Raw genomic sequence first — 18,017 nt, 5'->3', positions numbered from 1 at the left:
CTCGCGGTCCTCACTCCCCCTTACCCGCTGGCGCCGTACTCCGCCACTGGCGCAGGCACCGGGGTACGCGGGTATCGTGACCGCACAACGCCTGTCCCGCGCCCGTGTGTGGGGAGCCCCCGCTCCGGGCGACCGTGCCTTCGATGGAGTGTGCCGAATGACCTTCGACGACCCCGGCGAGGACAGCCGGACGCCGCGCCGGCCGGCGGATCCGCCGTGGCTGGAGTGGATCGCCCGCCAGGGCGAGATGGGTGCGCGCGTCGCCGCCCACGACTGGGCGTCCACCTCTCTGGGGCCGATCACCGACTGGCCCCGGGCCACCCGGGACGCGGTGATGGTGACCCTCGGCTCGCTCTTCCCGATGAACGTGAGGCTCGGCCCGGAGCGACTGGCCGTCTACAACGACGCCTGCCGCGAGGTGTTCGGGCCGGACCGCTTCGCGCGCGCTCTCGGCCACCCGACGGTCGCCTTCTGGCCCGAGACGGCCCGCCAGATCGGCGCGTTGCTGGACACCGTGGAACGGACCGGGCAGCCCTTCTTCGCGACCGACCAGGTCGTACACCTCAACCGCACCGTCCCCGGCCAGGAGTCGTACTTCACCTTCTGCTACTCCCCCGTCATCGACGAGGACGCGCGTCCGCTGGGCGTGTTGGCGACCTTCGTGGAATCGACCGACAAGGTCCTCGCCGACCGTCGGCTGCGCACCCTCGAGCGCCTCGGCAGGGAGCTCCCCGACACGGCGACGGAGACCGAGATCGCCGAGCTCGCGATGCGGGTGCTCGCCGACAACGCCGCCGACCACCCGGCCGGGGTGCTGTGCCGGATCCCGGGCGACGACCGGCCGCCGCACGTCCTCGCCTCGTTCGGCGACCCACCGGACTGCACGGCCGCCGCCGACCTGCTGCGCGCGTGCGTCACCGAGGGCGGGCCCCAGCACGGGACCGAGGGCCCCAACGAAGGGGTGCACGCGTTCGGCGTCATCGACCCCGAGCAGGCCGCGCCGACCCACGTCCTGCTCGTCCGCCATCACCCGGCCCGTCCCTGGGACGCGGACCTGGAGGGCTACCTCGTCCTGGTGGCGGCCGCTCTGGGCAGCGCGATGCTCACCCAGGCGGAGCTGTGGGCCGAGCGACGGCGCGTGGCCAGGGCCGTCGCGCTCGACGCCGCCAAGTCGGAGTTCTTCTCCAGCGTGAGCCACGAGCTGACCACCCCGCTGACGCTGCTGGCGGCGCCGATCGAGCACATCCTCGAGCGCGAGCCGGACCTGCCGGCTGCCGTCCGCCACGACCTCGTGCTGATGCGCGCGAACGCCTCCCGCCTGGCCCGCATGGTCGAGGCCATGCTGGACTTCAGCCGCATCGAGGCGGGGCGGCTCGTCCCCACCCTCCAGCCCACGGACGTGGCGCTCGCCACCCGGGGGCTGTGCGCGGCGTTCGCCCCGGCCGTCGAGCGGGCGGGCCTGGACTTCTCCGCCGACGTGCCGGACCTGTCGCGGCCGGCGCAGGTCGACCCCGACTTCTTCGAGCGGATCGTGCTGAACCTGCTGTCGAACGCGGTCAAGTTCACCGACACGGGCAGCGTCACCGTCCGCCTGCGGGAGGAGGGCGACAGCTACCTCGTCGAGGTCGCCGACACCGGGTCGGGCATCGACCCGTCCGACCACGACCGCGTGTTCGCCCGGTTCGAGCGGCTCCGCCCGCCCAGCGGGGGCCGCGAGGTGCCCGGGGCCGGGATCGGGCTGGCGATGGTGCGCCACCTCACCGAGATCCTCGGTGGCAGCGTGGCCCTCGACTCCGAGCCGGGCAGGGGCAGCCGGTTCACCGTCCGGTTGCCGTTCCAGCCGGCCGTCCCCCAGGCCGGAGGACGCTCGGTCACCCCCCGCCGCGTCGGCTCCTTCCTCGCAGAGCTCGAGTCCTGGCACACCAGGACCGACAGTGCGGAGGATGGCCTGCCCCGCCTTCTGGTCGTGGAGGACGACCCGCAGCTCGCGCACTTCTTCGCCGACGCGCTCGCCGACTCCTACGTCGTCGACCTGGCCACCGACGGCGGGACGGCGCTCGAGGCGATCCGCGCCCGGCGCCCCGACATCGTGCTCACCGACCTCGTGATGCCCGGCATCGACGGTCTCGCGCTGGTCCGGCTGATCCGGGAGGACCCTGCGATCCGGGACCTGCCGGTCCTCGTGCTCTCCGCCCGATCGGGGGCGGATGCCGCCGCGATCGGGCTGGACGAGGGCGCCGACGACTACATCGCCAAGCCCTTCACGATGCTGAACCTGCGGGCCCGGCTCGCGGCCAACCTCGAACGGGCGCGCGAGCGTTCCACCGACGCCGCCTGGCGACGGGCGGTGATGGCGGCGATCAACGACGGGCTGCTGCTCTTCGACGCCGACGGCCTCGTGATCGAACTCAACGAGTCGTTCACCGACCTGCTCGGCTACGGCATGGACGACGGGCCCTTCCGCCCGCCCTACCCCTGGTGGCCGACGGCTGAGGAGGACGCGGAGGCGCTTGCCGCGATCACGACAGCGCACGAACGGGCGCGCCGGGGGGTCAGCCAGACCGTGGAGCTGCAGTTCCGCCGACGCGACCGCGAGCCGGTGTGGGTGCGCGCCACCGACGCCCAGGTGCGCCCGGTGGGCGCCATGGTCAGCGCAAACGTCAGCACGCTGCGGGACATCACCCGCGAGCGTGCGGCGAGAGACCGCCGCGTCGCCGGGGCGCAGGTCAGCGCCGACTTCGCGACGGTCGACGACCTGGACACCCTGCTCTCGGTCGCCCAGCACGGACTCGGTGTGCTCTTCAACGGTGGCAGCACCATCCAGCTGCGCCTCGACGAGCGGCAGGTCGTGCTGCACGGCCCGAACACCGTGACCGCGGAGGACCTCCCCGAGCAGGTGCGTGTCGGGCTGGGGGGCGAACCGAGCCCCGACACCGTGAGCCTGCGGCCCGGCATCCTGCTCGTCCCCCGCAGCAGCGCCACGGGTTGCCGCGCGTGGGTGCAGTTCCCCCGTCCGAGGCGGATCCCGCCCGACGAGATGATCGTGGCCGACCTGCTCGCGCAGGCCTTCGCGATCGCCGTCGACCGGGTGATCGAGGCCCAGCGCGCAGCGGACAGGGAGGCGAACCTCCAGGCTGCGATGGAAAGCCACCGCCTGATCGGCCAGGCCATCGGCATCCTCGTCGAGCGGCACCGGCTGGTGCCGGGCCAGGCGTTCGACCGCCTGCGCTCGGCCAGCCAGAACCGCAACCTCAAGCTGCGCGAGGTCGCCCGACGGGTGATCGAGACCGGGCTGGAGCCGGAGGAGGCCTGAGCGGGGCCGCAGCCCCGCGCGAGGTCACGTCAGCTGCCGGTGTTGCCCACGTAGCGGCCCGGGTCGGCGGCGAAGGCGTCCCGGCAGCCCTCGGAGCAGAAGAAGTAGGTCTGCGCGTCGTAGGTCGTGGACGGGGCGGTCTGCTGGTCGACGCTCATGCCGCACACCGGGCACTCGGTCTGGTTCTGCATGGGTCCCTCCTGGGGTGGTCGCTGCCCGACCGGTACCCGGCGACGCGCGGCCCGAAACGCCCGGGAAGGCGCCACCGACGTGCATGGCCCGCCTCCTGCGGCCCTGCCGGGGGCGCCCACGCGCACTACCCCATGCCGCGGGCGCCGCCACGGCAGTCAACGTCACCAGCCGGCTGCCCCCTCCGATACGTCGGCGTGGTGTCCGTGCCCCCGGGAGTTGGCGGACCCTCCGGGAGAGGCCGTCTCGACCCTATGCCAGGGGGTGCCGGCACGGTGAGACCCCGTCCGGGTGACCCTCGCCCCGGGCGTGGCCGACGACGGACGGCCGTCAGCCGCGGAAGTCGTCGGGCTCGACGTCGTCGAGGAACTCGTGGAAGGCGGCCAGCTGCGACTGCTCGTCGCCGGCGCCGTCCGCGTCCGGCATGCCGGCCTCGGCGAACACCGCCTCGGCGACGAATACCGGTGCCCCGGTGCGGACGGCGAGGGCGATCGAGTCCGACGGACGGGCGTCCACGACCTCGTGCCCGGACGGCGTGGCCAGGGTGATCTCCGCGAAGAACGTCCCGCCCTCCAGACGCGTGACCACCACCTTCTCGACGTCGGCGTCCAGCCGGTCCAGGAGCGTGGTCATCAGGTCGTACACCTGCGGACGCGACGGCGCCTCGCCCGCGACGGCCAGCATGATCGCCGTCGCCTCCGGCACCCCGATCCAGATCGGGAGGAGCCGCCGGGCGCCCTGCTCCGCCGACGCGGGCGCCAGCACCACCACGGGCTGGCCGCGGGAATCCACGGCGAGACTGGCGATCCTGACCTCGATCACAGCCACCACCTCCGTCCTCCCCATGCTAGGTCGCCCGCCCGGGCCGGACGATCCCCTGTTCCTTAACAATCGTCTCAGGATCCACTACGGTGAGCCGCGTCACGCGCAGCCTGTGCCCCTGTCCCCCCAGCCTCCAGGTGGTCCGATGTCGAACACGTCCCGCGCCGACGCGGCCGTCTCCCCTGCCGCACCGTCGCGACGCGCCGCCCTGGGGCTCGCGGCCGCCGGCGGCATCGCCCTCACCGCCGCGGGACGCGCTGCCGAGGCTTTCGCGGCACCACCCTCCCGACCGCTGGCACCGGTGCTGCCCGCCGTCGTCGGCGACCTCGCCTCCGGTCTCGACCTCACCTCCACTCCCGCGTGGCACCTGGCCCGCCGCGCGTGCCCCGCCCCCACGAAGGCCATCGCGGACGACATCGCCAAGCGGGGGCGCACGGCCTGGATCGACACCCAGCTGGCGTGGAAGCAGATCGACGACGCCAAAGCCGACGGCCTGGTCAGGAAGTACCTGAGCTACGCCACGATGACCGGCTCCCAGGTCAACAAGGCCAGCGGAGGGGAGCCGTGGCGCGCGGGCAAGGCGTTGAGCATCTCCCGGACGATCCGCCAGGTGTTCACCAGGCGCCACCTCTACGAGTCGATGGTCGACACCATGGCCGACCACCTGTACGTCTCCGCGGACGGCAAGGCCAGCGACCTCGTGGCGTGGTTCGACTGGGCCGTGCTGCGGAAGTACGCGCTCGGCAAGTACTCCAGCATGCTCACCGCTGCCATCCGGCACCCGGCCATGCTCGTCTACCTCGACAACCAGCTGAACTCGGCCGACAACCCCAACGAGAACCTCGGCCGCGAACTCTTGGAACTGCACACGGTGGGCATCGGGCACTACACCGAGGACGACGTCCGCGCCTCGGCGCTGATGCTCACCGGCCACGGCTACGACTGGCGCACGCGCACCTACGCCTACCACCCCCGCGAGCACCACGTCGGGGCCCTGACCATCATGGGGTTCAGCCACCCCAACGCCACCACCGACGACGGCCCCGCGGCGCTGAAGGCCTATCTGGGCTACCTCGCCCGCCACCGCGGGACGGCCGAGCACATCGCCCGCCGCCTGGCCGTCCGCTACGTCAGCGACAGCCCGTCCGACGAACTGGTGGCGATGCTGGCCGACGTCTACCAGGCCAGCGACACCTCCCTCGCGGCCGTCCTCCGCGCGTTGCTGCTCAGCGAGGAGTTCGCCGCGTCCGTCGGCGCGAAATGGAAGCGACCGCAGGAAACCATGGCCACGATGATCCGGCTGCGGCGCCCGTCGACCATCAAGACGAAGAAGAACGAGACCCAGCGCAAGAACCTGTGGAGCATCACCGGGACCGTCCAGTGGCTGCTCTACCTGGAGAACCACCAGCCGCGGATGTGGCCGGTGGTCGACGGCTACCCCGACCAGGCCGGCGACTGGCTGGGCACGCAGGCCCTGCTCAGCGGGTGGTACTCCGCCAACGCGCGCACGAACTGGGGCAAGGACGCCCAGTGGCCGTCCTCGTACTCGTCCTGGGCGAGCGCGCTCGGCCTCAAGAAGGGCGTCACCGCCGTCGACGCGGCCCGCCGGATCACCACCGACCTGACCGGCTACACCTGGAGCCCCGAGCACGTCGACGTCGTCGTGGCGAGGCTGAAAGGCGACGGGACGGGGGCGACGCTCAGTTCCGCCCAGCTGCGCGACAACCTCGGGGCTGCGCTCGACTTCGTGTTCTGCTCCCCCTACTTCCGGCTCCGCTGAGAGGACGCGCGATGACCACCGGGCTGGACGCGTCCCTGCGACGGGGCGAGGCGCTGCTGCACGAGGACCTGATCACGCCGCTGCACCACCACGACGAGGCGCACAACCGGCTCCTCGCCACCGTCGGCGGCGACACCCGTGTCGTGACGCCCGCGCAGGCCACCGACCTCGTCTCCACCCTGCGACCCACCCGGCGGATCGACGACCCCGGTGTCGAGCACACCCCCGACGGGCCACGCTTCGGTCGCCGCGGGCTGTTCCGCGGGTCGCTGATCGGCCTGGGCGGGCTCCTGGCCGCCTCCGCGGCGCCGCGCTACTCCTTCGCAGCCACGACCGGCGGCGACCTGCTGGTGTGCGTCTTCCTGCGCGGCGGCTTCGACGGGCTGGCGGCCCTCGGGATGCCCGGGGATCCCCGCTACGCGCAGCTGCGGGGGTCGGCGAAGGTCGTCGACGACTCGTTCACGCTCTCCCCGAAGTACGTGCTCAACCCCCGGTTCGCCGCGCTGAAGCCGCTGTGGCAGGCCAACCAGCTGGCCGTCGTCCTCGGGTCGGGCCACCCGGGCGTCACCCGGTCGCACTTCGAGGACCAGGACCTGTGCGAGCGTGCGGCCCGGGCGAACGTGCGCTCGGGCTGGCTCGGCCGGCACATCCAGTACTCCTCCCGTCCCTCGGGCACCTTCCGCGCGATCACCATGGGCGACCAGCGCGTCGTCCTGTCACTGACCACCACGGCCTACCAGTCGGTGGCGATGTCGAGCGTGGACTCGTTCGACCTGGAGACGGCCTGGAACGACCGCGACCGCCTGGTCACCGACCTCGGAAGGCTCTACGGCGACGCCGGCGGCGTCCTCGCCACGCAGGCACGGGCCACCCTCGACGCGGTGACCAGCCTCGACACCGTGCGGTCACGGGCCTACACGCCCGCCAACGGGGCGGCCTACCCCGACTCGACGTGGGGGGAGGGGCTGCGCGACATCGCCCGGCTCGCCAAGGCCGACCTCGGCCTCGAGGTCGCCTGCATCGACTACGGCGGCTGGGACATGCACCAGGGCATCGGCGCGACGTCCGACGCGGGCGGCCAGTTCTCGGCGAGGGCCACCGACTTCGCCCGCGGCCTCGCCGCCTTCGCCACCGACCTCGGCTCACGCTGGAACTCGGTCACCGTGGTCACGATGAGCGAGTTCGGGCGCCGCGTCGAGGTGAACGGCGACGGCGGCACCGACCACGGCCACGGGAACGTGGCGTTCTACCTCGGCGGGGGCATCAACGGCGGCGTGTACGGCGACATCGAGGGCCTGGCGGACGACCAGCTCACCGACGGCGACCTGCCGATCACCATCGACTACCGCCAGGCACTGTCGGAGATCCTGGCGAAGCGGCTGGGCAATGACAACATCGCCGACGTGTTCCCGGGGTTCAGCCCGGGAACCGCCCTGGGGATCGCCTGAGCGGGCGGCAGCTCAGCGGGCGACCTCCAGCCCCAGCCAGCCGGCCAGGGCGGCGATCTCCGCGTCCACGTCGTCGGCCACCGCAGGGCTGAACGGGACGTCCTGGTGCACGGCATGGACGACCAGCCGGCCGGCCCTGCGGTCGGCCGTGGCGTCCAGCTTCCCGACCAGCCGGTCGCCGTGCAGGATCGGCAGGGCGTAGTAGCCCCAGCGCCGGTCCGACGCCGGCTTGTACATCTCCAGCACGTACTCGAACCCGAACAGCGTCTCGGCGCGCCGCCGGTCGTGGATCAGCCGGTCGAACGGGGACAGCAGGGCCGTGCGACCGGTGAAGGGGCGGTCGAGCTGGTCGGGGTCGACGCGCCAGCTGCCCGGCACACCGACCACCTCCGCCGCGACGCCGGCCTCCCCCACCTGGTACGGCTCCCCGGGCACGAGCGGTCCGCCGACCCGCGCGATCCCGGACGCCCGCAGCCGCAGCTCCTCGCGCCGGCGCACGGCGTCCTCCTTCGGCGGCAGCGCGAGGCCGGACGGGTACACGCGCTCGGCGAGGTCGAAGACCCGCTGGCGACCCACCCGTCCGGCGATCGCCACCTCGCCGGTCAGCACCAGGCATTCCAGCAACTGGGTGACGTTCCGTTCGTGCGTCCAGCCGGTGGAGCGCCAGGGCACCACCGCGGTGTCGGGCAGGTCGCGGGACAGGGACGCCCCCTGCTCGCGCAGCCGGGAGAGGAGGTCGCGGCGGAAGCCGTCGTTGGCCTCGAGCCAGGACCGGGTGGCGGCGGAGGTGGGCCAGCCCTGGAGCGAGCCGAGGACGATCGCCAGCTGGCTGGTGGGGCGCAGGAAGGCGTCCAGCTCGAACAGCTCCCGGCCCGCCAGGGCCTCGGCCAGGTGCTCGGGCCGGTGCCGCGCACCGAGCCTGCTCCACGCGACCAGGTCGGCGCTGGGGGCGATCGCCGCGGTCGGGTCGAGTTGCAGGAGCGTGAGGCGCGTGACCGTCGCCAGCAGGTCGTCGGGCCGTGGATCGTCCAGCAGTTGCGCGCGCACGGCGATCCGGCGGGCCTCCTCGATCGGGATGCGGATCATCCGGGCAGCCTAGGGCCCACGCGGCCGCCCCGGGGAGGGTGGGAGCCTCCAGTGCCGGTCCAGGATCGCCTCCGCGCAGTCACCCCCGGGCTTCCGGCGGGCCGCGACGGCGCCCTAGGGTGGGGATCCCCCTGTGTTCGACGAAGGCTGCCCCCGATGATCGTCTGGTCCCGGTTCACCCGCCCGCTGGCCGCGCTGGTCGTGGCCGCCGCGCTCACCGTCCCCTCCTCCCCGGCGGCCACCGCCCGGACGACCGGCCCGGGCGGTGACCCGGTCACCAACGACGCGGGGGTGAGGTTCGGCATCCTCTCCCACCGCGGCGGGCGTCTGGAGTGGCCGGAGAACTCGGTGGAGGCGTACACCCACAGCGTTGCGGCGGGCTTCGACGCGATCGAGACCGACATCGTGTTCACCAGCGATGGCCGGGGCGTGATGAGCCATTACGACACGCTCACCGACCGGTGCACCCAGGCCGGCCGCGCGATCCACCAGATGACGCTGGCCCAGGTGGCCGAGGTTCGGTGCAAGGACCTGTCCGGACAGTTCACCGTGCCCATCCCCACCTTCGAACAGCTGGCGGAAGCGCTCGCGGCCGACGACGAGGTCGGGCTGACCCTCGACATCAAGACCTACACCGGGCAGTCGGCCGCCGGCCGGCGCAGCTGGGCGAAGAAGGCGATCGGACTCGTCAAGGAGCACGGGCTGCTCTCGCGCACCTCGGTGATCTCCTTCAAGTGGGACACCGTCCTGCCGACCATCCTCGCCGCTGCCCCGAAGATGTACGTGCTGGCCCTCGACTACGGAACCATGGACCTCGACCGGGTGCGGCTGGCGGCGAAGCTGGGCGCAGGCGGCTACGGGATCAAGATGAAGTACACCTCGGCCTACCTGGCCACCTACGTCAAGGCCAAGGGGATGGACTCGGTGCCGTGGGAAGTCGTCGGGACGGAGGCCCGCGCGTTCACCATCCACTACGGCGGCCTGCTCCAGCTCTTCAGCACCGACACCCCGACCACCAGCCGCCGCGAGCTGGTCGAGGGCGCGATCGACCTGAACCCGGTGCCCAACCCCACCACCACGACACTGGACGCCCCGGTGACGATCAGCGACACCACCTACCGGGCCGACCGGAAGCAGTACAAGGTCGTGGGCACGAAGGCGGTGCCGGACGCGGCCCTGGCGATGCTCCGTGACGTGACGGTCACGGTGACCGTCACCGGCGGCACGGGGACGGGTTCGCTGTACATCGGCGCATCGTCCTCGCCCACCTCGAGCTCGACGAGGGTCGCCCTCCCCGCCAGCGGAAAGACGGTGACCGTCCGGGCGCCTCTGGGCGATGGCCGGAAGCTCCGGCTGTGGACCACCCGCACGGTGAAGCTGACCGTGAAGGTCGTCGCCTACACCCGCGTGCGCTTCGCCTGACCTCACTCCTGCACGAGTGCGTGGTCGACCTCGTCGCCTCCCGTCTCCGGCATGAGTCCGAGCGTGCGGACCGGCGTCTGCGCGCCGTAGCCCCGTTCGTCGTAGACCCGGGCGAGGGAGCGCACCTCCGCGTCGGCGTAGGCGAGGACGAGCACCCCGTCCGCCACCCGGTAGGTCCCGCGGCGAACGCCCGCCGACGTCCACTCGCCGGGGCCGAGGGTGACCACGGCCCCGGTGCCGGACTCCACCGTGCCGTCGGTGCCGAACCGGTGCTGGAGGACGCCGACGCCGGTGGTGCAGCGCCAGGTCCCGACGAGCGCCGCCGGGTCGAAGCCGCCGAGCACCGGCTGCGCGTGGAGGACGCGCACGACCGCGCCGCCGTCGAGCACCGTGCGGGCCGGGTTCCCCAGGGCCCACAGCACCCGCCGCGCGTCCCCACCGGCCAGAACGGCCGCCAGCGCGGTGAGGTAGCCGTCCCCGCGCGCCAGGTCGCGCTGGAGGGTGACGAAGCGCCAGCCGCCGGCGGTCACCCCGGACGTCGTCGTCGCCCACGCGCTGGCCGGGCGCCACTGCGGCAGCAGGCCGGCCAGCACGGCGTCCGGGTCGTCCGCCGCGGGCGAGGACGCCTCGACCCCCACCACCGGCCCGTCGCCGCCGAGCGGCCAGTACACGTCCCCGGCCTCCCCCGCGAGGACGCCGTACCCGTCCGGGAGCCCCGTCGTCCCGCGCTCGCCCCCGAGTGCAACTCCCGCTACCGGAATTCCGGTAGCGGGAGTTGCACTCGGCAGCAGGAGCGGGTGGGGGACGCCATCCGGGGCCTCGGCGTCCGGGAGGCGGAGGCCGTCCGGGCGCGACGCGGCCAGGAGCAGGTCGGCGCACTGCGCCGCTGTCGGGACCACCATGGCTCCACGATCCTCCCGCGGGAGGGGCGCCGCCATGGCCGATGCTGCGTAGGGCTCAGGCGTCCGGGGGCATCGGGTAGTCGAGCTGCCGGGCGGTGCGTACGGCGAGCTCCCTCCCGGCCAGCACCTCGACCAGGTGGAGGCTGAGGTCGATGCCCGCGCTGATCCCCGCGGAGGTGAACACGCGTCCCTGCCGCACCCAGCGCCGCTGCCCCACCACCTCGAGTGCCGGGAACTGTGCGGCCAGGTCGTCGAGGTCCTCCCAGTGGGTGGTAGCCGGGCCACAGGTGAGGATCCCCGCGGCGGCCAGCACGAACGCGCCGGTGCACACCGACGCCGTCAGGCGGGTGGTGGCGTGCACACGGGCCAGCCAGTCCAGCACGGCCCGGTCCCCCCGCACCCCGTCCACCACGCCGCCGGGCACCACCAGGACGTCCACCACACCCGCGTCCGCGATGGTGGCGGACGGCAGCAGCTCCAGCCCCGCGCGCGCCCGGACCGGGCCGGGGCCGGCGGCCACCGCGACCACCTCGAACACCGGCTCGCCCGGCGCGGTGCGCGCGTGCACGCGCGCGGCGGTGGTGAACACCTCGAAGGGACCAGCGAAGTCGAGCGCCTCGACCCCGTCGTAGGCCAGGAGCGCGACCCGGGTCATGCCGGGCTCCCCTCGTTCCACGCCAGCAGTCGCCAGTAGTCGCCGGCGGGCCGCATCGTCGCCCAGTGGCAGTTGCGCAGGCCGCCGAACAGCCGTGCGTGGGAGTAGTCCAGGCCCATCAGCAGCAGGGCCCCGACGCGCAACGACAACCCGTGCCCCACGACCAGGAGGACATCACCCTCCTCGGCGGTCTCGACGTGGTCGAGCAGCGCCAGCGCGACCCGCCGGCCGGCCTCGGTGGCGCTCTCCCCTTCCGGAGAGCGACGGAAGTCCCGCCCCTCACGCAGGGCGGGCCAAAAGTCCGGCTCGAGCCGGCCGGCCTCCTCCATGCTCAGGCCCGCCCAGGACCCGACGTTGACCTCACGCAGCCGGGCATCGGTGGTGACGGCCAGCCCGCACCGACCGGCGACGATCCGGGCCGTCTCGTCGGCCCGGGACAGGTCGGAGGCGAACACGCGGGTCGGGGCGAGCCCGGCCAGTCGCTCCGCCGCAGCGGCGGCCTGACGGCGTCCCTCGTCGTTGAGCGGGACGTCGGCGTGGCCCTGGAAGCGCCCGCCGTCGTTCCAGTCGGTGACGCCGTGCCGGAGCAGGACGACAGTGGGTGCCGTCATGCCTGGGCCGGCGGCGGCTCCAGCGGGCCGAGGTCGAGGCGGGCGCAGTCCTTCCACAGCCGCTCCAGCCCGTACAGCGCGCGCTCCTCCGAGTGCTGCACGTGCACGACCGTGTCGAGGAAGTCCAGCAGCACCCAGCGGTTCTCGCGGTCCCCCTCGCGACGCACGGCCTTGATGCCCGCCTTGAGCAGGGCCTCCTCGACGGCGTCCACGACGGCCCCGACCTGCCGCTCGTTGCCCGCGGTGACGATCAGGAAGACGTCGGTGATCGCCAGGCGTTCGGAGACGTCGAACGCCACCGGGTCCTTGGCGAGCTTGGCGACGGCGGCCGTGGCCGCGATGCGCGCGATGTCGACTGCGTGTTCGGTAGCGGTCACCGGACTCCTCTGGGACGGTACAGGCCGCGCTTGGCGATGTACTGGACGATACCGTCGGGCACCAGGTACCAGATCGGCAGGCCCTGGGCGACGCGCTCGCGGCAGGCGGTGGACGAGATGGTCAAGGCGGGGACCTCGAGCAGGGTCACCTTGTCGTCGGGCAGGTGCGCGATGTCGTTCTCGCCCAGCGGCACGCCCGGTCGCGACACCCCGACGAAGTGCGCGAGGTCGAACAGCTCGTCCACGCCCTTCCAGGTGAGGATCTGGCTGAGCGCGTCCGCACCGGTGATGAAGAACAGCTCGAGGCCGGGGCCGCGCAGCTGCCGGATGTCGCGCAGGGTGTCGACGGTGTAGGTCGGCCCGGGACGCTCGATGTCGACGCGGCTCACCGAGAACCGCGGGTTGGAGGCGGTCGCGATGGTGGTCATCAGGTACCGGTCCTCGGCCTGCGAGACAGCGCGGTCGGCCTTCTGCCAGGGGTGACCGGTGGGCACGAAGACCACCTCGTCGAGGGCGAACCGGGCCTGGACCTCGCTCGCAGCCACGAGGTGCCCGTGGTGGATGGGGTCGAAGGTTCCGCCCATCACGCCCAGCCGCTGGTGGCGGGTGCCCCGCTGCTCCCAGGCGATGGGGGTCTCACTCATTTGGCGTGTGGCCTGCTCTTTCCCACCTGGCGGACGTAGCCGAGCCCGGCGAGCAGGACGACGAGGGCGCCCACGCCGATCACCACCGAGTTGGTCACGTCGACGACGACCTCGAGGACGGTATGCATGGCGCGGATCCTACACGCGGGCCGCTTCCCGGCGCGCCCCCCGCCCCGGCGCCCCGGACGGTCAGGCCCGGACCTGGCCGTCGCCGTCGACGACGTACTTGGTCGAGGTCATCTCCACCAGGCCCATCGGACCGCGGGCGTGCAACTTCTGGGTCGAGATCCCGATCTCCGCGCCGAACCCGAATTCGCCCCCGTCCACGAACCGCGAGGACGCGTTCACCAGCACCGCCGCGGCGTCCACCTCCGCGGTGAACACCTCCGCCGACCGGCGGTCGGAGGTGACGATGGTCTCGGAGTGCCCGGTGGTGTGGGCACGGATGTGGGCGATCGCGGCGTCCAGTCCCTCGACGACGTCGCAGGCCAGGTCGAGCGAGAGGTACTCGTCGTCGAATTCGTCCGGGCCGGCAGGGACGACGTCCGCGGAGTACGCCGCGACCGCCGGGGTGCCGTGCACGGTGACCCCCGCCGCGGCGAGCGCCGCCAGCGCCCTGGGCAGGAACGAGCCGGCGATGTCGGCGTGCACGAGCAGGGTCTCCAGCGCGTTGCAAACGCTGGGACGCTGCACCTTCGCGTTCAGCATGATCGCGATCGCCATGTCCTCGTCGGCGCTCGCGTCGACGAACAGGTGGCAGTTGCCGGTGCCCGTCTCGATGACCGGAACCTTGGAGCCGTCGACGACGGCGTTGATCAGGCCGGCGCCGCCGCGCGGGATCAGCACGTCGACCAGGCCACGGGCGGCCATCATCTCGCCGGTGACACCGCGGTCGCCCTCGACGAGCTGGACGGCGTCCTCCGGCAGCCCCGCAGCCGCCAGCCCGGCCCGCAGGGCCGCCATCACCGCACGGTTGGAGTTGATGGTGGACGAGGAGCCGCGCAGGAGCGCGGCGTTGCCGGCCTTGAGGCAGATGCCGGCGGCGTCGGCGGTCACGTTGGGCCGCGCCTCGTAGATGATGCCGACCACGCCGAGCGGCACCCGCACCTGGCGCACGCGGACGCCGTTGGGATTCGTCCAGCCGCGCACGACATCGCCCACCGGGTCGGGCAGGGCGGCCAGCGCCCGCAGGCCGGCCGCCATCGCGTCGAGCCGGGACGGGGTCAGCGTCAGCCGGTCGACCAGCGCGGCCGAGGTGCCCGCGGCACGTGCCGCGTCGACATCCAGGGCGTTCGCGGCGAGCACCGGGTCGGACGCGGCGGCCAGCGCATCGGCCATCGCGTGCAGGGCGGCGTCCTTGCGTGTCCGGGTGAGGACGGCCAGCGCACGGGCGGCCGTGCGCGCCCGCACGGCCTGGTCAACGAAGGTCATGCCGCTCAGGATACGGCGGTGGAACCCGCCGGATCGTCCGCGGCCAGTTCGGCCTCGGCGACGAGCTCGCCCACCGACGCCGTGGACGAGGGCCACAGTGCGCGCAGCCCGAGACGCCGCAGCGTGTACCAGACGAGGGTGAAGGTGACGATCACGGTGATCGCCACGGAGGAGATGATCGAGGACGGCTCGCTGATCCCGACCGCCCACGACAGCCACAGCAGCTGGTTCGCCAGGCCGAGCACGAGGAAGACCGGGGACAGGCCGGTGACGTCCCTGGCCCGGATCACCTCCACACACTGGCCGAGGTTCGCCAGCGCCGCCGGCACAAGGGAGAACATCCCGAACACGCCGCCGGTGGTGAGCAGGTCGATCGTGATCAGCAGCGCGGCACCCAGCAGGCTCGGCCACAGCACCCGGGCCAGCGGACGGCCGCGGTCGCGGCTCATCAGCACCAGCACCGGCACGGTGGTGGCGAGGGCGAGGAGGTTGGGCAGGCTCATGTTCGCCGCGCCGATCTTCACCCCGTGGACGAACCAGATCAGGTTCAGGGTGAGGATCGCCTGCCACGCGAGCAGCGACAGCCCGGCGGTGCTGCGCGTGCGCACCAGGCGGACGAGCTGCGGCAGGCCCAGGGACGTTCCGACGAGCGCGGCCAGCCACCCGAGGATCTCGACGCCGGTCAACTCTTCTTCTTCCTCGCCCGCACGATGAGGTCGTCGCGGTGGACCACCTCCCGGTCGAAGCCGGCCCCCCGTTCGGCCACCAGGTCGTGGGTGCTGCGGCCGATGATGCCCGGCAGGTCGGCGGAGTCGTATCCGACGAGCCCGCGCGCGACGACCGTACCGGCCTCGCTCACCAGCCGGACCGGGTCGCCGGCCCGGAAGGCGCCGCGCACCTCGATGATCCCGGCCGGGAGCAGGGACGCCTTGCGCTCGGTGACGGCCTTCACCGCGCCCGCGTCCAGCACCAGCTCCCCCTGGGAGACCGACGCGTAGGCCAGCCACATCAGCTTCCGCGCACGCCGCTTGCCGGTCGCCTCGAACAGCGTGCCGACCGGCTCGCCGGCCAGGGCTGCCGACACCCGGGACGCCGCGGCCAGCACCACGGGGATGCCGGAAGCGGTCGCGATCCGCGCGGCCTGGAGCTTGGTCGCCATGCCGCCGGTGCCGATCTCGGCACCGCGCCCGGAGGTGTCGACGGTGAGCTCCTCGATGTCCGGCACGACGGCGATCGGCCGCGCGTTCGGGCTGGACGGGTGCTCGGTGTACAGCGACTCCACGTCACTGAGCAGCACCAGGGCGTCCGCACCGACGAGGTGGGCGACCAGCGCTGCGAGCCGGTCGTTGTCGCCGAAGCGGATCTCGTGGGTGGCCACGGTGTCGTTCTCGTTGACGATCGGTACCACGCCGAGCTCGAGCAGCCGGGTGAACGTGCGCAGCGCGTTGCGGTAGTGGTCCTGGCGGGCCACGTCCTCGACGGTCAGCAGCACCTGGCCGACGGTGAGGTCGTAGCGGGCGAACAGTGAGCCGTACCGTCCCACCAGCAGGCTCTGCCCCACCGCAGCCGCGGCCTGCTTGCTGGCCAGGTCCCGCGGGCGGTGCTTGAGCCGCAGCGGGCCCATGCCGGTCGCCATGGCGCCGGAGGACACCAGCACCACGTCCTGGCCTCGCGCCCGCGCGGCCGCGAGGGCGTCCACCAGGGTCTCCAGCCGGGACATGTCGAGGGCGCCGGAGGCGTCGGTCAGCGAGGAGGAGCCGACCTTCACCACCAGCCGGCGAGCGGTGGTGATCTCGGTGCGCAGCGCGTCGCGGGCGAGGGCGCTACTCATCGTCGTCGTCCTCGAACCCCTCCGCTGCCAGGCGGGTGTAGTCCTGCGCCTCGCGTTCCGCAGCCTTGGCCGCGTGGTACTCCGCGTCGCGGACGCGGCGCCGCTGGGCCGCGGGCCGCTCTGTGGTGAGGCGCTGGTCCTCACCGCGCCGCGACAGGATCTCCGCGCCGATCTCGACCTGCGGCGCGAAGTCGAAGACGACCGGGTTCTCCGCCCCGATCGCGACCGCGTCGCCGGCCAGGGCGCCCATGGCGAGCAGTTCCTCCTCGACCCCCAGCCGCGCGAACCGGTCGGCGAGGTACCCGACGGCCTCTGCGTTGCCGAAGTCGGTCTGCCGCACCCAGCGTTCAGGCTTGTCGCCACGGACGCGCCAGACGAAGCCGCCCTCGCCGTCGCCCTGGCGGGTGATGGTGAACTCCGGTCCGGAGGAGACCGGCTCGGGGCGGATGACGATCCGCGGTGCGGGCGTGCGAGCGGTCTCCTTGCGCCGCTGGGCGACCAGTTCGGCCAGCGCGAAGGTGAGCGCCTGGAGCCCTGCGCCGGTCTTGGTCGAGACGGCGAACACCGGCAGCCCCCGTGCGGCGACGTCGTCGGTCACCAGGGCGGCGAGTTCCGCGGCATCGGGGATGTCCACCTTGTTCAGCACGACCATCCGCGGACGGTCCTCCAGCCCGCCGTGGGCGGTCAGCTCCGCCTCGATCACGTCGAGGTCGGTGAGCGGGTCGCGGCCGGGCTCGTAGGTCGCGCAGTCGACGACGTGGACGATCGCCTGGCAGCGCTCGATGTGGCGCAGGAAGTCGTGGCCGAGACCACGTCCCTCGCTGGCGCCCTCGATCAGGCCCGGCACGTCGGCGACGGTGAAGGTGGTGGCCCCGGCGACGACGACGCCGAGGTTCGGCACCAGGGTCGTGAACGGGTAGTCGGCGATCTTGGGACGCGCGCGAGAGATGGCGGCGATCAGCGACGACTTGCCGGCGCTGGGGAATCCGACGAGGCCGACATCGGCGACGACCTTGAGCTCCAGGGTGATCTGGCGGGACTCGCCCTCCTCACCCAGCAGCGCGAAGCCGGGCGCCTTGCGGGCCGCGGAAGCGAGCGCAGCGTTGCCCAGGCCCCCGCGTCCGCCCGCGGCGATCACGACCTCCGCGTCCGGGCCGACGAGGTCGGCCAGCACCGTACCGGTGTGGGCGTCGGAGACGACCGTGCCGTCGGGCACGGCAAGGACCACGTCCTCGCCGTTGGCGCCGTTGTTGAAGTCGCCGCGTCCGGGCTGCCCGTTGCTCGCCCGGCGCACCGACTGCCGGTGGAACTCCACCAGCGTGGTCAGGCCGGGGTCGACCCGCAGGATGATCGAGCCGCCGTTGCCGCCGTTGCCGCCGTCCGGGCCCCCCAGCGGCTTGAACTTCTCCCGCCGGATGGACGCGCAGCCGTGCCCGCCGTTGCCTGCGGCAACGGTCAGCACGGTCCGGTCGATGAAGGAGGGAATGGCCACGAGCGAGCTTTCGG

Annotated in this window: 17 protein-coding genes; 4 read left to right on the top strand and 13 right to left on the bottom strand. The window is 73.0% G+C overall.

The window, feature by feature from the left end; all coding sequences use genetic code 11:
• Positions 1 to 157 precede the first annotated feature (157 nt).
• A complete protein-coding gene (locus ACFQQJ_RS09685; protein WP_377106027.1) occupies positions 158 to 3,313 on the top strand; it encodes an ATP-binding protein in 3,156 nt (1,051 codons plus the stop codon).
• Between the two features lie 29 nt (positions 3,314 to 3,342).
• Here the strand turns inward: ACFQQJ_RS09685 and ACFQQJ_RS09680 are convergent, their stop codons facing one another.
• Together ACFQQJ_RS09680 and ACFQQJ_RS09675 are read right to left on the bottom strand one after the other, a co-directional pair.
• A complete protein-coding gene (locus ACFQQJ_RS09680; RefSeq protein WP_377106025.1) occupies positions 3,343 to 3,504 on the bottom strand; it encodes a YHS domain-containing protein in 162 nt (53 codons plus the stop codon).
• 328 nt (positions 3,505 to 3,832) lie between these two features.
• A complete protein-coding gene (locus ACFQQJ_RS09675; RefSeq protein WP_377106023.1) occupies positions 3,833 to 4,324 on the bottom strand; it encodes a bifunctional nuclease family protein in 492 nt (163 codons plus the stop codon).
• A 145-nt stretch (positions 4,325 to 4,469) separates the two neighbouring features.
• Here ACFQQJ_RS09675 and ACFQQJ_RS09670 point away from each other — a divergent pair, with 145 nt between their 5' ends.
• Together ACFQQJ_RS09670 and ACFQQJ_RS09665 are read left to right on the top strand one after the other, a co-directional pair.
• Positions 4,470 to 6,104 carry a DUF1800 family protein gene (locus tag ACFQQJ_RS09670; protein WP_377106022.1) on the top strand — a complete coding sequence of 545 codons (1,635 nt, stop codon included), beginning with the start codon at positions 4,470 to 4,472 and terminating at the stop codon, positions 6,102 to 6,104.
• Between the two features lie 11 nt (positions 6,105 to 6,115).
• On the top strand, positions 6,116 to 7,552 hold the full coding sequence (locus tag ACFQQJ_RS09665) for a DUF1501 domain-containing protein (protein ID WP_377106021.1): 1,437 nt from the start codon (positions 6,116 to 6,118) through the stop codon (positions 7,550 to 7,552).
• A gap of 12 nt (positions 7,553 to 7,564) precedes the next feature.
• On the opposite strand, the gene ACFQQJ_RS09660 is transcribed toward ACFQQJ_RS09665, so the two are convergent.
• Positions 7,565 to 8,638 (bottom strand): DNA glycosylase AlkZ-like family protein, encoded by a 1,074-nt coding sequence (locus tag ACFQQJ_RS09660; protein WP_377106020.1) that lies wholly within the window; start codon positions 8,636 to 8,638, stop codon positions 7,565 to 7,567.
• Positions 8,639 to 8,794: 156 nt separating this feature from the next.
• Here ACFQQJ_RS09660 and ACFQQJ_RS09655 point away from each other — a divergent pair, with 156 nt between their 5' ends.
• On the top strand, positions 8,795 to 10,060 hold the full coding sequence (locus ACFQQJ_RS09655) for a glycerophosphodiester phosphodiesterase (protein ID WP_377106018.1): 1,266 nt from the start codon (positions 8,795 to 8,797) through the stop codon (positions 10,058 to 10,060).
• Between the two features lie 2 nt (positions 10,061 to 10,062).
• Here ACFQQJ_RS09655 and ACFQQJ_RS09650 read toward each other — a convergent pair whose 3' ends face one another.
• The 10 genes from ACFQQJ_RS09650 to obgE form a co-directional block, all read right to left on the bottom strand.
• Positions 10,063 to 10,962 (bottom strand): hypothetical protein, encoded by a 900-nt coding sequence (locus ACFQQJ_RS09650; protein WP_377106016.1) that lies wholly within the window; start codon positions 10,960 to 10,962, stop codon positions 10,063 to 10,065.
• A gap of 55 nt (positions 10,963 to 11,017) precedes the next feature.
• A complete protein-coding gene (locus tag ACFQQJ_RS09645) occupies positions 11,018 to 11,617 on the bottom strand; it encodes a DJ-1/PfpI family protein (RefSeq protein ID WP_377106015.1) in 600 nt (199 codons plus the stop codon).
• Positions 11,614 to 12,228 carry a histidine phosphatase family protein gene (locus ACFQQJ_RS09640; RefSeq protein WP_377106014.1) on the bottom strand — a complete coding sequence of 205 codons (615 nt, stop codon included), beginning with the start codon at positions 12,226 to 12,228 and terminating at the stop codon, positions 11,614 to 11,616. The genes ACFQQJ_RS09645 and ACFQQJ_RS09640 overlap by 4 nt, the downstream gene beginning before the upstream one ends.
• Positions 12,225 to 12,605 (bottom strand): ribosome silencing factor, encoded by a 381-nt coding sequence (gene rsfS / locus ACFQQJ_RS09635; protein ID WP_377106013.1) that lies wholly within the window; start codon positions 12,603 to 12,605, stop codon positions 12,225 to 12,227. Before rsfS ends, ACFQQJ_RS09640 begins: the two co-directional genes overlap by 4 nt.
• On the bottom strand, positions 12,602 to 13,249 hold the full coding sequence (gene nadD / locus ACFQQJ_RS09630) for a nicotinate-nucleotide adenylyltransferase (RefSeq protein WP_377106012.1): 648 nt from the start codon (positions 13,247 to 13,249) through the stop codon (positions 12,602 to 12,604). Before nadD ends, rsfS begins: the two co-directional genes overlap by 4 nt.
• Complete coding sequence (locus ACFQQJ_RS09625; RefSeq protein ID WP_377106011.1) at positions 13,246 to 13,377, bottom strand: hypothetical protein; 132 nt, start codon at positions 13,375 to 13,377, stop codon at positions 13,246 to 13,248. Before ACFQQJ_RS09625 ends, nadD begins: the two co-directional genes overlap by 4 nt.
• A gap of 61 nt (positions 13,378 to 13,438) precedes the next feature.
• Positions 13,439 to 14,680, bottom strand: coding sequence for a glutamate-5-semialdehyde dehydrogenase (locus tag ACFQQJ_RS09620; protein ID WP_377106010.1), 1,242 nt, complete (start codon positions 14,678 to 14,680; stop codon positions 13,439 to 13,441).
• A gap of 5 nt (positions 14,681 to 14,685) precedes the next feature.
• Positions 14,686 to 15,366: a SemiSWEET family sugar transporter gene (locus ACFQQJ_RS09615; protein WP_377106009.1), complete on the bottom strand. Its 681-nt coding sequence runs from the start codon at positions 15,364 to 15,366 to the stop codon at positions 14,686 to 14,688.
• Positions 15,363 to 16,511, bottom strand: coding sequence for a glutamate 5-kinase (gene proB, locus ACFQQJ_RS09610; protein ID WP_377106007.1), 1,149 nt, complete (start codon positions 16,509 to 16,511; stop codon positions 15,363 to 15,365). The genes ACFQQJ_RS09615 and proB overlap by 4 nt, the downstream gene beginning before the upstream one ends.
• On the bottom strand, positions 16,504 to 18,003 hold the full coding sequence (obgE, locus tag ACFQQJ_RS09605; protein WP_377106324.1) for a GTPase ObgE: 1,500 nt from the start codon (positions 18,001 to 18,003) through the stop codon (positions 16,504 to 16,506). Before obgE ends, proB begins: the two co-directional genes overlap by 8 nt.
• Between the last annotated feature and the right edge of the window lie 14 nt (positions 18,004 to 18,017).

The organism is Propionicimonas sp. T2.31MG-18 (genome assembly GCF_964266745.1).
Taxonomy (GTDB): Bacteria; Actinomycetota; Actinomycetes; order Propionibacteriales; family Propionibacteriaceae; genus Propionicimonas.
Note: the sequence above shows the minus strand (reverse complement) of the source record. Positions and strands in the feature narration are given on the sequence as shown.

Excerpts from the sequence above, each read along its gene's own strand:
- ACFQQJ_RS09620 (WP_377106010.1), bottom strand. The coding sequence starts at position 14,680 with ATGACCTTCGTTGACCAGGCCGTGCGGGCGCGCACGGCCGCCCGTGCG.
- nadD (WP_377106012.1), bottom strand. The coding sequence starts at position 13,249 with ATGAGTGAGACCCCCATCGCCTGGGAGCAGCGGGGCACCCGCCACCAG.
- ACFQQJ_RS09645 (WP_377106015.1), bottom strand. The coding sequence starts at position 11,617 with ATGACCCGGGTCGCGCTCCTGGCCTACGACGGGGTCGAGGCGCTCGAC.
- proB (WP_377106007.1), bottom strand. The coding sequence starts at position 16,511 with ATGAGTAGCGCCCTCGCCCGCGACGCGCTGCGCACCGAGATCACCACC.
- ACFQQJ_RS09670 (WP_377106022.1), top strand. The coding sequence starts at position 4,470 with ATGTCGAACACGTCCCGCGCCGACGCGGCCGTCTCCCCTGCCGCACCG.
- ACFQQJ_RS09650 (WP_377106016.1), bottom strand. The coding sequence starts at position 10,962 with ATGGTGGTCCCGACAGCGGCGCAGTGCGCCGACCTGCTCCTGGCCGCG.
- ACFQQJ_RS09685 (WP_377106027.1), top strand. The coding sequence starts at position 158 with ATGACCTTCGACGACCCCGGCGAGGACAGCCGGACGCCGCGCCGGCCG.
- ACFQQJ_RS09640 (WP_377106014.1), bottom strand. The coding sequence starts at position 12,228 with ATGACGGCACCCACTGTCGTCCTGCTCCGGCACGGCGTCACCGACTGG.
- ACFQQJ_RS09660 (WP_377106020.1), bottom strand. The coding sequence starts at position 8,638 with ATGATCCGCATCCCGATCGAGGAGGCCCGCCGGATCGCCGTGCGCGCG.
- ACFQQJ_RS09680 (WP_377106025.1), bottom strand. The coding sequence starts at position 3,504 with ATGCAGAACCAGACCGAGTGCCCGGTGTGCGGCATGAGCGTCGACCAG.
- ACFQQJ_RS09665 (WP_377106021.1), top strand. The coding sequence starts at position 6,116 with ATGACCACCGGGCTGGACGCGTCCCTGCGACGGGGCGAGGCGCTGCTG.
- ACFQQJ_RS09625 (WP_377106011.1), bottom strand. The coding sequence starts at position 13,377 with ATGCATACCGTCCTCGAGGTCGTCGTCGACGTGACCAACTCGGTGGTG.
- ACFQQJ_RS09655 (WP_377106018.1), top strand. The coding sequence starts at position 8,795 with ATGATCGTCTGGTCCCGGTTCACCCGCCCGCTGGCCGCGCTGGTCGTG.